Source organism: Robertmurraya korlensis, from assembly GCF_023715225.1.
GTDB lineage: Bacteria > Bacillota > Bacilli > Bacillales > Cytobacillaceae > Robertmurraya_A.
Genome location: NZ_JAMBNS010000001.1, coordinates 113048 through 126531, shown reverse-complemented (window position 1 = coordinate 126531; position 13484 = coordinate 113048). Strand labels below are relative to the sequence as shown.

The following is a 13484-nucleotide window of genomic DNA, read 5'->3' as shown; positions in this document are numbered from 1 at the left end:
ATTTTAAAGAGATGTAAAAAAGCCTCGAAGGTGATCGAGGCTTTCTCAATATTATTATTGTGCCGCTTTCGCTGCTTCTACTGCTGCTTCATAGTTTGGATGATCCGTTGCCTCACTTACGTACTCCACGTAAGTTACTTTGTCATTAGAGTCAATAACAAAAACAGCACGAGCAAGAAGGCGTAATTCTTGGATTGCCACGCCAAATGCTTCTCCAAAAGATAGATCTCTATGGTCAGAAACCGTTTGTACCTTATCAATACCAGCTGATGCACACCAACGCTTCTGTGCGAATGGTAAGTCAACGCTAACCGTTAGAATTTGTACATTATCTAACTTCGCAGCTTCTTCGTTAAAACGACGAGTTTGAGCATCACATACTCCTGTATCAATGGATGGTACGACACTGATTAGACGAACTTTCCCTTTGCTATCTGCTAATGTAACTGGTGATAAATCATTAGCTAAAACTGTGAAATCTGGTGCTGTGTCGCCCACTTTCACTTCTTGACCTAATAGTGTAACAGGATTCCCCTTAAATGTAATTGATGCCATAAAAAAATTCCTCCCTTTCCAGTATATGTACACAAAAATCATAGCCCGTTCAACTTAATTTTGCAAATATTTACGCTCGTTTTTCAAAGAAAAAGGTTAACTCCCTAACAGGAAGTTAACCCGTTACTCTTATATTTGTAAATCATGCTTAGGACCGTTGTAATCACTTGGATTTGGCTGTTGGCTATCTTCGTTACCCTGGTCCTTATTTTTAGACATCATTTGTTGAATTTTATCCACCGCTTGAGGAGCAAGATCTAAAATCTTTTCATACAAATGTGTACTCTCATCAAGGTGAACCATTTTTACCTCTTTGGAATTTACAATTAAGAAAGCAATAGGAGTAATAGAAACTCCTCCACCGCTACCTCCACCAAATGGGTGCTTTGAAGCTTCTTCCTTGCCATTATCAAGAGTAAACTCACTACCACCTGCTGCAAACCCAAAGCCAACCTTTGAAACAGTTAAGATTACACTACCATCAGGGGTTTCAACTGGATCACCAATGATTGTATTTACATCAATCATTTCCTTTAGATTTTCCATTGCTGTTGTCATTAACCCTTGTATTGGATGCTCAGACATTTAAACTCCTCCTTATATGGGTTTAGATTTTTCATTAGATAAAGTAGATAACGGCTTTGTTTTAAAATTAGGCCGTCCACCCTTCCAAAATTTAATCAGTTTAATTCCTGCTAACATAGCATGCCCGACTCGAAATTGAATCATACATGTAAAGGAGGTTTGAGATATCGCCATTTGGAAATGAGGGGTAACGGTGATTTGCGGAAGATTCCTCATTCGCATATATGTACTTAGAACGCCAATAAGACTTCCTTTGGCCGCCCAACATGCCCCAGTAATCATCCCCGTATATGCAGCATTACCAACACCAATGACAGAGTCCCATTTTATATCTGTAATCGTTACTTTTTTTAGAAACTTGCGGATGATTGTATGTAATCCTACAACATGCTGTATTAACGTTTCGAAATCTTTAAAGCTATTCAGAATCTCTCTTGGTGAAAACTTACTTGTTTGTTCATCCTTCACTTGTTCTTTTGCACCAGGCTCTTTTTTTGTTTTTACAACAACAGTTGGTGAATCATCATCTATTTGAATGACTGGAATTTCAAGTTTATATTGAATAAGACCAAATAAGGCTTTGAATTTAATTCTTAAATGGTCATCGTCTTGTCCATGATAGAAGTGGATAAACACCTTTAGTTTTAAAAAAATGATAAGCAAAAATAAAAGCACTAGTATGATTAGGATTAAAAGTAGCCACTTCATTACTCTCACACCCTTCCGCAATCATTATCGACAATATACAAAAAAATAAACCTGTCAACGGATTTGTTGACAGGTTTATTAATTATTGTTCGTGAACAACGGTGGTATCTGCAAATAAATCATGTATTCCTTGCTTTTTAGGAAGAAACGCTACTATCACATATAAAATAACGATAAACGTGGAAATAAATCTACCAATCCACTCCCGAAATAGCACCGTACTCCACGTTAACTTTTCATCGCGTAAAGGAACCACGCGTAACCCAAAAACCATTTTTCCTAATGTTTGACCAAAGAATTTTGTCATTAATACAAAATATCCATAAAAAGTAATAGCCGTGACAATCGTAATAGGAGCAAAAAAGTCACCACTATGCAAGTCTAACCCTATGGCACGAAAGATCGGATTGATGAGGATTCGATCGATGCTTCCAATTACAATCAGATCTATTAAATATGCCCAAAATCTCATCCAAAAGCCTGCAAATCGTGCATTCGAGAATAGGGTATACCCTGCTTGAGAGGGAGTTGGTTGTTCCTCCCATTCCATTTGTTGATTATCAATTTGATTGGTATCCATATTGTCACCCTCCTTATTCTGCATACATATACATCAGTCTTGGAGAATTAGGCTGTGACAATAGCTTCATAAGACCAGTCATCTCTAAATCTTTTCCAACCATTTTACTTGCTGCCATACTAAAAAATGAACCAAAACCAAAGTTTTCACTATAGCTAACTACTTGTGCACCAGCTAATTTTTCATTTTTCTTCATGGCTTCTGTCACATCTTCAAAATAGCCAAAGTCATCAATTAAACCAATTTCTTTCGCTTGCCTTCCATCATAAATTCGACCATCTGCAATCGTTCTTACTTCTTCTTCAGACAATCCTCTGCCAGTTGCAATCACATCCACGAACCCTTCGTATGAGTTGTTAATCATCGTTTGGAGGATATTTTTTTCCTCTTCCGTCATCTCTCTCGAGGGACTCATAATGTCCTTAAATTCTCCACTTTTGATTGTTACAAATTCTACACCGTATTTTTCTGCTAATCCTGCATAGTTGACTCCTTGCATGATTACTCCTAAAGAGCCCGTTAGTGTTTCTGGACTTGCGTAAATTTTATCGGCAGGAGCAGAAATATAATAGCCACCTGAAGCGGCCATTGAACCCATTGATACGTAGATTGGTTTCTTTGTCTCTTCAGAGATTTCTACGAGTTTGTCGTGAATCTCCGCACTTTCAACCACTCCACCACCAGGTGAATTGACCTTTAATATAATACCTTTCACATCTTTATCTTCTTTCACATGTTCCAAGTTCTCCATAAAAGCTGAATGATTATATCCAGGTGATTGAAAAAATGAGGTTACATCCCCTGTATCTTGGATCGCTCCATTTACTTCTAGTACGGCAATTTTCTTAGATGCATTTCCTTCCTCAATTACTTCCTCGATAAAAGGTTCCTCTGTGGCCGAAAACACCTCTGTCCATGAGCTCTCAATATTGCTAAAAGCAACCGAGGAGAGTGCATTTGTCACCCAAGAAAAAACTAATAAAACTGCAGCAATACCGAGTGCTGCCCAACGCTTTCCATTCATCTATAATCCTCCTTTTTCCACTTCCTCTACTATTACGGTTCTCCTTTTAAAATGTTTCAAAAACAGGTAAACTAATTACACAGCCTACATTTTAACAAAATAATAATATAATGGTAAATTTAAAAATTGTCTGGAGGAATTTTCAATGCCTAACCGTCGAAATATTTTTTTATATCACAAAAAAGATTCGGATATGTTGGAAACGGTTTCCCCACTTTATGAGCTTGCAGCCAAACAAGGGTTTACGGTAGTCAAAGACCACAAAGACGCAAATATTATCGTTAGTGTCGGTGGAGACGGAACGTTCCTACAAGCTGTTAGAAAGACTGGCTTTCGTGAGGACTGCCTATATGCAGGTATTTCAACAAGTGAAAGTTTAAAAGTCTATTGTGACTTCCATATCAATGAAACAGATAAGATGATTGAGGCTATGACAAATGAACAAATTGAAGTGAGACGCTATCCAACCATTGATGTCTTGGTAGATGGACAAATGTCGTTCCAATGTTTGAATGAGTTTAGTATTCGCTCATCTATTATTAAGACATTCGTTCTAGAAGTATTTATTGATGATCTTCATTTCGAAACCTTCCGCGGAGACGGGATGATCGTTTCCACACCGACAGGCAGTACAGCATACAGCAAATCAGTTAATGGAGCAGTTGTAGACCCATTCCTGCCGTCGATCCAAGTAAGTGAGCTTGCGTCCTTAAATACAAATTATTACCGTACGCTAGGATCTCCCTTTATCTTAAGCGGCGAAAGAAAACTTTCCTTAAGAGTCGTACAAGATGGTAACGACCACCCAACAATGGGCATGGACAATGAAGCACTCAGCCTACAACATGTTGAGAGAGTCGATATCCAACTTAGTGAGAAAAAAATTAAAACGGTGAAACTGAAGGACAATTCGTTCTGGGAAAAAGTGAAAAGAACATTCTTATAATTGGATTTTGGGGGCTTTGGACAAGCCCCCTACTTTTAAAAGGAGGAAAAAAAGAATGATCTCAAAGCAACGCCACATTCCGGAAGAGCTTTTGGTACTAAGATACTTGCGGGGGCGGCAGAAGGAATTAGATGTAGAACACTTAAAGATATTAGAGAAAGGGTTCTCTGGTGAGTTACAGTGGGACTCCTTTGTTATAGATACACTTACCTCTTCTAGTTACCTATTATTGAATGATTTATTACTAACAAGTAGCGGTGGACAAATGTTTCAGATTGATTCTTTGCTTTTGCGAAAGAAATTTTTCATTTTTGAAGTAAAAAATTACGACGGTGAATACTTTGTGGAAAACGATAGATGGTATAGTATAGGCAAAACTGAAATCCAAAATCCCCTCATCCAACTCCAACGAACAGAGACCGGCTTCCGCCGCCTATTAAAAGATCTCGGCATTCATCTCCCTGTGGAAGCTTATGTCGTATTTGTAAACCCCGAGTTCACCCTTTTTAACGCACCCCATCATCCTTCTCTCTTGCTCCCAAGTCAGCTTAAGCGATTTATACTAAAAATGAAGCAGGAAACCTACGAAATGACGAAGAAAGACCAAATTATTTCCAATAAAATTTCAGCATGCCACATCGAGAAATCACCATACGTTAGACTGCCTTCCTATAGCTATGAGGACCTAGAAAAGGGGATACGATGTGGTTGTTGTGGTAGGTTTTTATTTCCATTAAGTCAATCTTATGTTTACTGTGAAATGTGTCGAAATAAGGAAGCAGTCGAAACTGCTGTTTTAAGGAATGTAACCGAATATCAAACACTTTTTCCACAAAAACTGGTTACAACCATCGGTATCCTTGAATGGTGTGGAGGAATTGTTTCAGAGAAGACCATTAGACGGATATTAAAGAAAAACTTTAAAACACAAGGAGCAAATAGGCATACTCATTTTATATAAACTGATGTTATTTGTGATACTACGTAGGATTCTCTTATTGTTCAGCTCCTTTTTGTATATGAATGGGTGCCGTGGACGCACCTCTCTTACCATCCGACTTGTGTTCCTTCACGAATGGGCACTGAGATCGCTTCTCTCTTCCCATCCGGCTTGTGTTCCATTACGGATGGACACTGTGAACGCTTCTCTATTCCCATCCGAATTGTGTTCCTTCACGGATGGGCACTGAGACCTCTTCTCTCTTCCCATCCGAATTGTGTTCCTTCACGGATGGGCACTGAGACCTCTTCTCTATTCCCATCCGAATTGTGTTCCTTCACGGATGGGCACTGAGACCTCTTCTCTCTTCCCATTCGACTTGTGTTCCATCACGGATGGGCACTGAGACCTCTTCTCTCTTCCCATTTGACTTGTGTTCCATCACGGATGGGCACTGAGACCTCTTCTCTCTTCCCATCCGACTGTGTTCCTTCACGCATGGGCACTGAGATCGCTTCTCTCTTACCATCCGGCTTGTGTTCCATCACGCATGGGCACTGAGACCTCTTCTCTCTTCCCATTCGACTTGTGTTCCTCCACGGATGTGCACTGTGAACGCTTCTCTCTTACCATCTGGCCTCTCTTTCTTCACGTATGGGCACTGAGTCGCCACTTTCTCATACAAAAAAGCTGACTGCCATGCAGTCAGCTTCTCCTTTTCCCATCATGCCCCAAATCTTTTTCGGACAGGTCGCTGTGTGGTTGCAAATAATTTCGTTTTTGATAGTGAGTAAATAGTTAGTGCGGACCAGATAAAGATAAATGCTTGTAAGTGGTGTTTTGTAAACTGCTCTCCATATACAAGTACACCTAATATAAGCGTAATCGTTGGCGCGATATATTGCAGCAACCCTAGCATGGATAACGGAATCTTTTGGGCTCCTTTTGCAAAATATAGAAGCGGCAAGGCAGTCGCTGCCCCAGCTCCGACCAATAAAAGATCAGTTGTTACAGAACCTGCAAATATTGCATGCTCCCCATTAAAAAATAAGAAAACCATATATGCTAACGCAAACGGGGTAACAACCATCGTTTCTAATGTTAATCCCACAGCAGAATCAACTTTAATCATTTTCTTTGCCAATCCATATACCCCGAAGGATAACGCTAATACAATTGAAATCCACGGAAACTTTCCGTATGAAATTCCTAAAATAAGTACCCCAATTCCTGCGATGATAAAGGATACATACTGGGCCGGAGAAAGCTTCTCTTTTAAGAAAATGACACCTAAAAGAACACTGACTAACGGATTAATATAATACCCGAGGCTTGCTTCAATCATATGATGATGATTGACGGCCCATATATAAATAAACCAGTTGGTACTAATTAATAAAGAAGCGATAATTAGTGCGTACATTTCTTTACGGTTTTGCCTGAACCCTTTTAAGACCGTAAGCAAATCCCCTAACTTTTGTGAAAAAAATAAAACTACCATCATAAACACAAATGACCAGAAGATTCGGTTGGCTAGGATATCTTCAGCATTCACATGTTCGAGCAGTTTCCAATAAATCGGTAATATTCCCCAAATTAAATACGAAAGGCCAGCATATAACACACCTTGTTTTATCTCTTTTTTCTCCATGTATACCCTCTATTCTTACTAGACTCGAAACAATAATTTATTATAAGGGGAAATTTCCTTTCACGCTATACATTTTTTCAAAAATAAAGAGAGAAGAATGGTATTCTTCTCCCAAGTACAACTCATTAATTTTGGCCAGCAAGCTCTTGCTCTCTTTTCCTCAACTCGACACGGCGAATTTTTCCAGAGGTAGTTTTTGGTAGTTCATTGATAAAATCAATTTTTCTTGGATATTTATATGGGGCTGTTAACTCCTTAACGTGATTTTGAAGGATGCTGATTAATTGTGGATCATTTTCATCGATGCCCTCTTTTAAGACTATAAATGCTTTCACCACATTTCCACGCACTTCATCAGGGCTTGCAACCACTGCGCACTCTTTAACGATAGGATGCTTAACCAATGCGTCCTCTACTTCAAAAGGTCCAATGGTATAACCGGAGCTAATAATAATGTCATCACCACGGCCTTCAAACCAGAAGTAGCCGTCCTTATCTTTTTTGGCTTTATCACCAGTCACATAGTAATCACCGCGGAACTGCATGGCGGTTCTTTCCGGGTCCTTGTAGTAATTTTTAAATAGTGCTGGAGTGTCGACGTGAACTGCAATATCTCCTACCTCTCCAACTTCACACACTTCTCCGTACTCGTTTATAATTTCTACATGGTTACCTGGAGTCGGTTTTCCCATTGAGCCTGCTTTTAGTTCCATTCCCTTTGTAATACCTACAAGTAATGTGTTCTCCGTTTGACCATAACCATCACGAACATCGACCTGGAAGTACTTTTTGAATGTATCAATGACATTTCTATTTAGTGGCTCCCCAGCTGATACAGCACTGTGAAGGCTTTGAAGCTGATATTCATCAATATTCTCTACCTTTGCCATCAATCGATACTCAGTCGGAGTGCAGCAGAGTACGTTTATTTTGTAATCTTGCAATAAGGTCAAGTATTTGCTTGGATCAAACTTTCCATTGTAAACAAAGCCAGTTGCTCCTGAGCCTAACACTGATAAAAATGGACTCCAAATCCACTTTTGCCAACCAGGTCCTGCCGTTGCCCATACACGATCTCCTTCCTCAATACATAACCAGTTAGGAGCTGCTGTTCTCAGATGAGCGTATGCCCACCCATGAGTATGAACAACCCCTTTTGGATTTCCCGTCGTTCCAGAAGTATAAGATAAGAAAGCCATATCATTACTACTTGTTGATGCTAATTCGAGCTCTGTAGAAGCCGTCTTCATTTCTTCTTCTAACGTCTTCCATCCATCTGCATTTCCACCAATGACAAACCGAGGAATACCGCTACACTCATCTATCTCACTAAATTGTTCAATATAAGGATAATAGCTTACAATTGCCTTTACGTCTCCATGTTGAATCCGGTATTGAAGGTCCTTTGTACGTAACATTTCAGAGCTTGGAATAACGACCAGTCCAGCTTTAAGTGCCGCAATATAAACCTCATAGGCTTCAATTAATCGAGGCACGACAATGAGAACAACATCGCCTTGTTTTAAACCCTCATTTAAGAAAACGTTTCCAATTTTGTTCGCATTCACTAATAAATGTTGATAGGTAATTTGCTGTTTACGTCCCTGTTCATCTTCCCAAATAAGGGCAACTTTTTTGTGATCGTCAGAAAATCGTTCCATTTCACTTACCAAATTATATTTTTCAGGTGCTAGTAAATCTTCTCGTTTCACTGCCTCTCCCCCTAAAATATTTTCTATGTACTGTCCCTGATGTCACACATGTTATTATACAAAATTTTTTTAAAATTTAAAATTGTTTTATAACAAATAAAAGAGGCACCCCATTTAAGGGAATGCCTCTGTAGCCATTTCTCTATTTAGTTGGAGTGATTATTGTCTTCCGCTCATAGATTGTTGAGCAAAAGAAACTAGGCGTTTTGTAATTTCTCCACCAACAGATCCGTTAGCACGAGAAGTTGTTTCAGCACCTAAGTTAACACCAAACTCAGTAGCGATTTCGTACTTCATTTGGTCGATAGCTTGTTGAGCACCAGCGACAAGTAATTGATTTGAATTGTTGTTGTTTGCCATGTGAATCACCTCCTTGTGAGTATAGAATGTGTCAAACACATGGCCTTCATTCAAATAATCACTTGGAAATTGTTCACAATTTCGTTAGAATAATTCTCCAAATACTTGACCCTTTATATGGGTATCTGGTTTTATTTGAATGGTCTCAACTTTATCGACTGCTTCTTGAATCAACTGCTCAAAGTCTACAAAGCTTTCGTAGTATTGAACCTTTTCAAGCTTTGGTTTTGTTTTCGGAGCTGCAGGGACAAAGACCGTACAGCAATCCTCATAAGGTTGAATCGAAATATGATGGGTATCAATCCTTTTTGCAATATCGATTATTTCGGATTTATCCATAGTGATTAAAGGTCTTAATATCGGTGTAGATGTTACATCATTAATCGCTAGCATGCTTTCTAAGGTTTGACTAGCCACTTGGCCTAAGCTTTCACCCGTAACGATGGCTAACCCTTCAAATTTGCGGCGAATTTCATCCGTTATACGAAGCATCATCCGTCTTGTTGCCGTCATTGTATAGTTCTCAGGTATTTGCTTTTGAATAAGCTGTTGAATAGCCGTAAAAGGAACGATATGAAGAGTAAAGTAACCGCCATTTAGTAATGACAACTTTTCTGCTAATTCAACTACCTTTTGTTTAGAGCGCTCACTTGTAAAAGGGGGACTAAAGAAATGCACAGCCTCTATTTCAACCCCTCTTTTCATGGCCATATAGCCAGCAACCGGGCTATCAATACCACCAGATAGCATCAACATGGCCTTTCCACTAGACCCGATAGGCATTCCACCTGCCCCCATAATTGTTTCGATTGAGAGATAAACAGCTTCTGTTCGTACCTCAACCTGAACATCAATGGTTGGATTTTTCACATCAACCTTTAGATCAGGGACATTTTGTAAAATGTGAGAACCAAGAGCATAATTTAGTTGGCCCGTATCAAGAGGATATTCCTTATTCGCGCGTCTAGTTGAAATTTTAAAAGTATCTCCTACTTGATATTTGTTTAAGAATAATTGTAAAGCTGCTTCCTTAACTTCCTCGAGCTCCAAGCTAGTCTTAATGACCGGACTAAAGGATTGAATGCCAGGAAGAATTTTTAACTTCTCGATAATTCCCTCACCATTTTCCCCATTTAACAAAATATACATACGGTCCCTAGTTGTCTCAATAATGATGTTAGGGAATTCTGTTAGTGCACGCTTGGCACTTCTTTTTAACTTTTCAACAAACTTCGTACGATTTCTACCCTTTGTGGATATTTCACCGTACCTTATTAAAATTCGATCGTAATTCATTAGTGCATAACCTCTCTTAGCTCAGTAACTGTGGTTTTTATGATTGATATAGCCTTGTTTGCCTCTTCAAGAGTGTTTTCATAGGATAAGCTCAGGCGAATCGCACTTTCTGCGACGTCCTTTGAGACATTCATAGCCAATATTGTATGGCTTACGGCCTTCTTTTTTGAAGAACATGCACTTGTCGTCGATACGATTAACCCTTTTTCTTCTAACGCGTGTACAAATACTTCTCCTCTAAAACCCTTTACAGAGAAATTTATGATATGAGGAGCTCGTCCACTGTTTGGAGTATGAATGACAACATCTTCTAGCAGTTTTAGTTCTTTAAGAAGATAGCCTTGAATTTCGGATATTTGCCTTAACTTTGTTTCATACCTTTGTAAAGTTAATCGCAATGCTTTGGCCATTGAGACTGCACCCGCAACATTCTCCGTCCCACTTCGGAGCTTCCATTCTTGATTTCCTCCTGAAAAAAGTGGAGAAATTTGGACCCCCTCACGAACGACTAACACTCCTGTTCCTTTTAACCCATGAAATTTATGTGCTGATATCGAGCACAGGTCAATATGATGTTTCTGAATATTGAGTGCTACTTTTCCAATCCCTTGTACAAAATCCACATGAAATAATATTTTTGAATATCCTTTTATCATATTGCCGATTTCTTCAATAGGCTGAATGGTGCCCACTTCATTATTTACATGCATGATCGACACTAATATCGTATCGTGACAGATAGCATCCTCTATTTCGGTAACAGAAACTCTACCTTCCGCATCAACTGGAATGACCGTTATTCGAAACCCTAATTCCTTCAGCTGTTGATAAGCCTCTCTTACAGAAGCATGCTCGACCGCTGATGTAATAATATGTTTCCCTCTGTTACGATACATAAGAGCCGTACCTTTAATTGCTAAGTTATTGCTCTCGGTACCTCCGGATGTAAAGTAAACCTCACTCGGATTTACCTGTAATAGCTCACTCATTTGTTTTCTTGCTTGAGCTAACAGGCTCTCCGCTTCTACACCTAATCGGTGAATAGACGAAGGATTGCCAAAAAAATCATTTGAAACTTTTACAAATGAATCCACAACTTCTGGGTATGGTTTTGTGGTTGCACTGTTATCAAAATAAATCATGTCTGAAAACCCCTTTTTCTTACCAATCACGGGTAAACTCAACTAACAATGTTATCATATAAATCACAATCAGGAAAACGAATAGGAAAAGACCGCTTCAAATAAAGCGGTCTTTTCCTTTTAAATCTCTACCGTTTCTTGTAATAGAGCTTCAATTCGCTTTAAAGCACCAGGCTCTACTTCCTCAATAGAGGTCGCAGCAACTTCTAGTGCTGCTTGATAATCATAGCTTCGAAAAGCCATTTCCGCATCAACCAAAGCTTTTTGTACAGCCGGATAACTGCTCCGATATCTATTGCCATACTGTATAACCTTTTCAGATAAAAGAACCGTTTCAATAAGCTGAGAGGTATGGTCATATACTTTATCTACCGTCATTACAGCCACTTCTAAGTATTTTTGAACGGTAGGTATATTTAATGGCTTTTCTTCCAACTTTAATTTCACATTAGAAATACTCTCTCTTGCGTCCTCTAATAAATAACGATATTCTTCTGGGAGACCAGGAATATTGCTTTTATTTACAAGGCGGATGCAATCAGCAATTTTTTTGGAAAGTTCGACTACTGTCTCACGTGCGGCAATTTCATCTTTTCTAAGTGTTTGTAGTCGTTCAGCATATTTTTTTTGCTCTAGAGTTAATTTTTCAAGCTCGAGCTTTAACTCAGCTAGCTCACCCTTTAGAATCGTAAGAGCCGTTTCATCACCTATAATCTTGTGTTCTAATACTTCAAATCGTTTCATTAACTGAGCAAGTTTCTTTTCAAACTGCACTTGCCCTTCTACTTCGCTCTCTTCAAGGTGATAACTTTGCAGTACTTCTTGTACTTCCACCTTCAGAACATTATTTTCTTCTTTTACTTCAAATAACAAGTTTCTCGTTGGCTCTTCGTTTTCTATAACAAACCGTTTGGCATTAACCTCTTGTTCCAATAGATCATAAATAACTTCAATTTTTTCCTTTACTTCATCTATTTTCTTTTGAAGCTCATCAATCTCGGTTTGTTCAATTAACTCCAAACACTCATTTACTTCTGAATGAAGTTTTTCTAGCTCCTCTTCAAAATGAAGATGTTCTAACGGATAGCCTTGATTGTGCATCTCACGGAATCCGTCTCTCAGATTCTCGATTTCTGAAGGAATACTTGATTGGCATTCTATGAGCAAATTTGGAATAGCATCCATCTTCTTGCTCAATTCATCTGTCTTTGACTGAATCAAAAGCACAATCTCACGCGCTTGCAGATAATCTCCGTTTTCTGTTCTTTCCTCAAAATTAGTAAAACATGCTACTATTTCATCAAGAAGAACTTCTAACTTAGCTTCTGCACGTCCAAAATTATGACGATGTGCAAGAAGAGTTTTGCGGCGCTCACGATACACCTCTTTTAACTCTTCAATTTCTATTCTATTCTTCTCTTCACTTCCAACCAATTCATTGATTTCATCAAGTAACTGTTGAATTTTATCTTCCGTTTCTTTTAAATGAGAATCAATGGCACGCTGAACCTGTTTTGCTTTATTAAAGCGGTAGCGGTCAATATATTCCTCGGCATCAAATAGATACTCTTCTACTTCTGGAAGCTGACTTGTTACGATGTCATCCCAATCATTTCTCCAGTTCTCGAATAGTTCCTCTGTTTCACCCGTCATATTAAGCTGTTTTACCTTCGACATTTCATCAAGTACTGGGCGATTCGTAATATCTATTTTCCAGTTCTCGAGACGGTCAATTTCTTTATAAAGCTTTTTTTTCATCGTATATCCAATCACGTACAGAGCTAGTAAAAGAACTAAGCCCCCGATTATGTACTCCATGTTAAGCCCCCTGTTCTCATCCGAGCTACATTTATGTTATCTATATAAAGGTTCATATAAATGTATTTTCAATGCTCTTATGATACCATGTAAACGACATTTTTTGACTATTAATTTCAAATTTTTTGTACTAAAATTTATTTACAATCACTTTAGCTACATCACAT

At 38.7% G+C, this 13484-nt stretch carries 14 protein-coding genes; 2 read left to right on the top strand and 12 right to left on the bottom strand.

Going from position 1 to position 13484, the window contains the following annotated elements:
- Nucleotides 1-54 precede the first annotated feature (54 nt).
- The 5 genes from tpx to sppA form a co-directional block, all read right to left on the bottom strand.
- A complete protein-coding gene (tpx, locus tag M3175_RS00695) occupies nt 55-555 on the bottom strand; it encodes a thiol peroxidase (RefSeq protein WP_251513551.1) in 501 nt (166 codons plus the stop codon).
- A 129-nt stretch (nt 556-684) separates the two neighbouring features.
- Nucleotides 685-1140 carry a GerW family sporulation protein gene (gene ytfJ, locus M3175_RS00690; RefSeq protein WP_251513548.1) on the bottom strand — a complete coding sequence of 152 codons (456 nt, stop codon included), beginning with the start codon at nt 1138-1140 and terminating at the stop codon, nt 685-687.
- A 12-nt stretch (nt 1141-1152) separates the two neighbouring features.
- On the bottom strand, nt 1153-1848 hold the full coding sequence (locus M3175_RS00685; RefSeq protein WP_251513545.1) for a DUF2953 domain-containing protein: 696 nt from the start codon (nt 1846-1848) through the stop codon (nt 1153-1155).
- Nucleotides 1849-1930: 82 nt separating this feature from the next.
- Nucleotides 1931-2398 carry an RDD family protein gene (locus tag M3175_RS00680; RefSeq protein WP_251515198.1) on the bottom strand — a complete coding sequence of 156 codons (468 nt, stop codon included), beginning with the start codon at nt 2396-2398 and terminating at the stop codon, nt 1931-1933.
- 43 nt (nt 2399-2441) lie between these two features.
- Nucleotides 2442-3452: a signal peptide peptidase SppA gene (sppA, locus tag M3175_RS00675; RefSeq protein WP_251513543.1), complete on the bottom strand. Its 1011-nt coding sequence runs from the start codon at nt 3450-3452 to the stop codon at nt 2442-2444.
- Between the two features lie 145 nt (nt 3453-3597).
- On the opposite strand from sppA, the gene M3175_RS00670 reads away from it, so the two are divergent.
- Complete coding sequence (locus tag M3175_RS00670) at nt 3598-4398, top strand: NAD kinase (protein ID WP_251513540.1); 801 nt, start codon at nt 3598-3600, stop codon at nt 4396-4398.
- Nucleotides 4399-4453: 55 nt separating this feature from the next.
- A complete protein-coding gene (locus M3175_RS00665) occupies nt 4454-5359 on the top strand; it encodes a nuclease-related domain-containing protein (protein WP_251513538.1) in 906 nt (301 codons plus the stop codon).
- Nucleotides 5360-5727: 368 nt separating this feature from the next.
- Here M3175_RS00665 and M3175_RS00660 read toward each other — a convergent pair whose 3' ends face one another.
- The 7 genes from M3175_RS00660 to ezrA all read right to left on the bottom strand — a co-directional run bounded on the left by M3175_RS00660 (nt 5728) and on the right by ezrA (nt 13317).
- Nucleotides 5728-5883, bottom strand: a complete 156-nt coding sequence (locus M3175_RS00660) for a hypothetical protein (protein ID WP_251513536.1) — start codon at nt 5881-5883, stop codon at nt 5728-5730.
- Nucleotides 5884-6062: 179 nt separating this feature from the next.
- On the bottom strand, nt 6063-6989 hold the full coding sequence (rarD, locus tag M3175_RS00655) for an EamA family transporter RarD (protein ID WP_251513535.1): 927 nt from the start codon (nt 6987-6989) through the stop codon (nt 6063-6065).
- A gap of 125 nt (nt 6990-7114) precedes the next feature.
- Nucleotides 7115-8701 (bottom strand): acyl-CoA synthetase MbcS, encoded by a 1587-nt coding sequence (mbcS, locus tag M3175_RS00650; RefSeq protein WP_251513533.1) that lies wholly within the window; start codon nt 8699-8701, stop codon nt 7115-7117.
- 159 nt (nt 8702-8860) lie between these two features.
- Nucleotides 8861-9061, bottom strand: a complete 201-nt coding sequence (locus tag M3175_RS00645; protein ID WP_119709401.1) for an alpha/beta-type small acid-soluble spore protein — start codon at nt 9059-9061, stop codon at nt 8861-8863.
- 84 nt (nt 9062-9145) lie between these two features.
- Entirely contained in the window at nt 9146-10357 is a 1212-nt protein-coding gene (gene thiI / locus M3175_RS00640; protein ID WP_251513531.1) for a tRNA uracil 4-sulfurtransferase ThiI, read from the bottom strand.
- On the bottom strand, nt 10357-11499 hold the full coding sequence (locus M3175_RS00635) for a cysteine desulfurase family protein (protein ID WP_251513530.1): 1143 nt from the start codon (nt 11497-11499) through the stop codon (nt 10357-10359). Before M3175_RS00635 ends, thiI begins: the two co-directional genes overlap by 1 nt.
- 120 nt (nt 11500-11619) lie before the next feature.
- Nucleotides 11620-13317 (bottom strand): septation ring formation regulator EzrA, encoded by a 1698-nt coding sequence (gene ezrA / locus M3175_RS00630; RefSeq protein ID WP_251513528.1) that lies wholly within the window; start codon nt 13315-13317, stop codon nt 11620-11622.
- Between the last annotated feature and the right edge of the window lie 167 nt (nt 13318-13484).

Excerpts from the sequence above, each read along its gene's own strand:
- M3175_RS00660 (WP_251513536.1), bottom strand. The coding sequence starts at position 5,883 with ATGGAACACAAGCCGGATGGTAAGAGAGAAGCGATCTCAGTGCCCATG.
- M3175_RS00670 (WP_251513540.1), top strand. The coding sequence starts at position 3,598 with ATGCCTAACCGTCGAAATATTTTTTTATATCACAAAAAAGATTCGGAT.
- tpx (WP_251513551.1), bottom strand. The coding sequence starts at position 555 with ATGGCATCAATTACATTTAAGGGGAATCCTGTTACACTATTAGGTCAA.
- M3175_RS00680 (WP_251515198.1), bottom strand. The coding sequence starts at position 2,398 with ATGGAATGGGAGGAACAACCAACTCCCTCTCAAGCAGGGTATACCCTA.
- ytfJ (WP_251513548.1), bottom strand. The coding sequence starts at position 1,140 with ATGTCTGAGCATCCAATACAAGGGTTAATGACAACAGCAATGGAAAAT.
- sppA (WP_251513543.1), bottom strand. The coding sequence starts at position 3,452 with ATGAATGGAAAGCGTTGGGCAGCACTCGGTATTGCTGCAGTTTTATTA.
- M3175_RS00685 (WP_251513545.1), bottom strand. The coding sequence starts at position 1,848 with ATGAAGTGGCTACTTTTAATCCTAATCATACTAGTGCTTTTATTTTTG.
- ezrA (WP_251513528.1), bottom strand. The coding sequence starts at position 13,317 with ATGGAGTACATAATCGGGGGCTTAGTTCTTTTACTAGCTCTGTACGTG.
- M3175_RS00635 (WP_251513530.1), bottom strand. The coding sequence starts at position 11,499 with ATGATTTATTTTGATAACAGTGCAACCACAAAACCATACCCAGAAGTT.
- thiI (WP_251513531.1), bottom strand. The coding sequence starts at position 10,357 with ATGAATTACGATCGAATTTTAATAAGGTACGGTGAAATATCCACAAAG.
- M3175_RS00645 (WP_119709401.1), bottom strand. The coding sequence starts at position 9,061 with ATGGCAAACAACAACAATTCAAATCAATTACTTGTCGCTGGTGCTCAA.
- rarD (WP_251513535.1), bottom strand. The coding sequence starts at position 6,989 with ATGGAGAAAAAAGAGATAAAACAAGGTGTGTTATATGCTGGCCTTTCG.
- M3175_RS00665 (WP_251513538.1), top strand. The coding sequence starts at position 4,454 with ATGATCTCAAAGCAACGCCACATTCCGGAAGAGCTTTTGGTACTAAGA.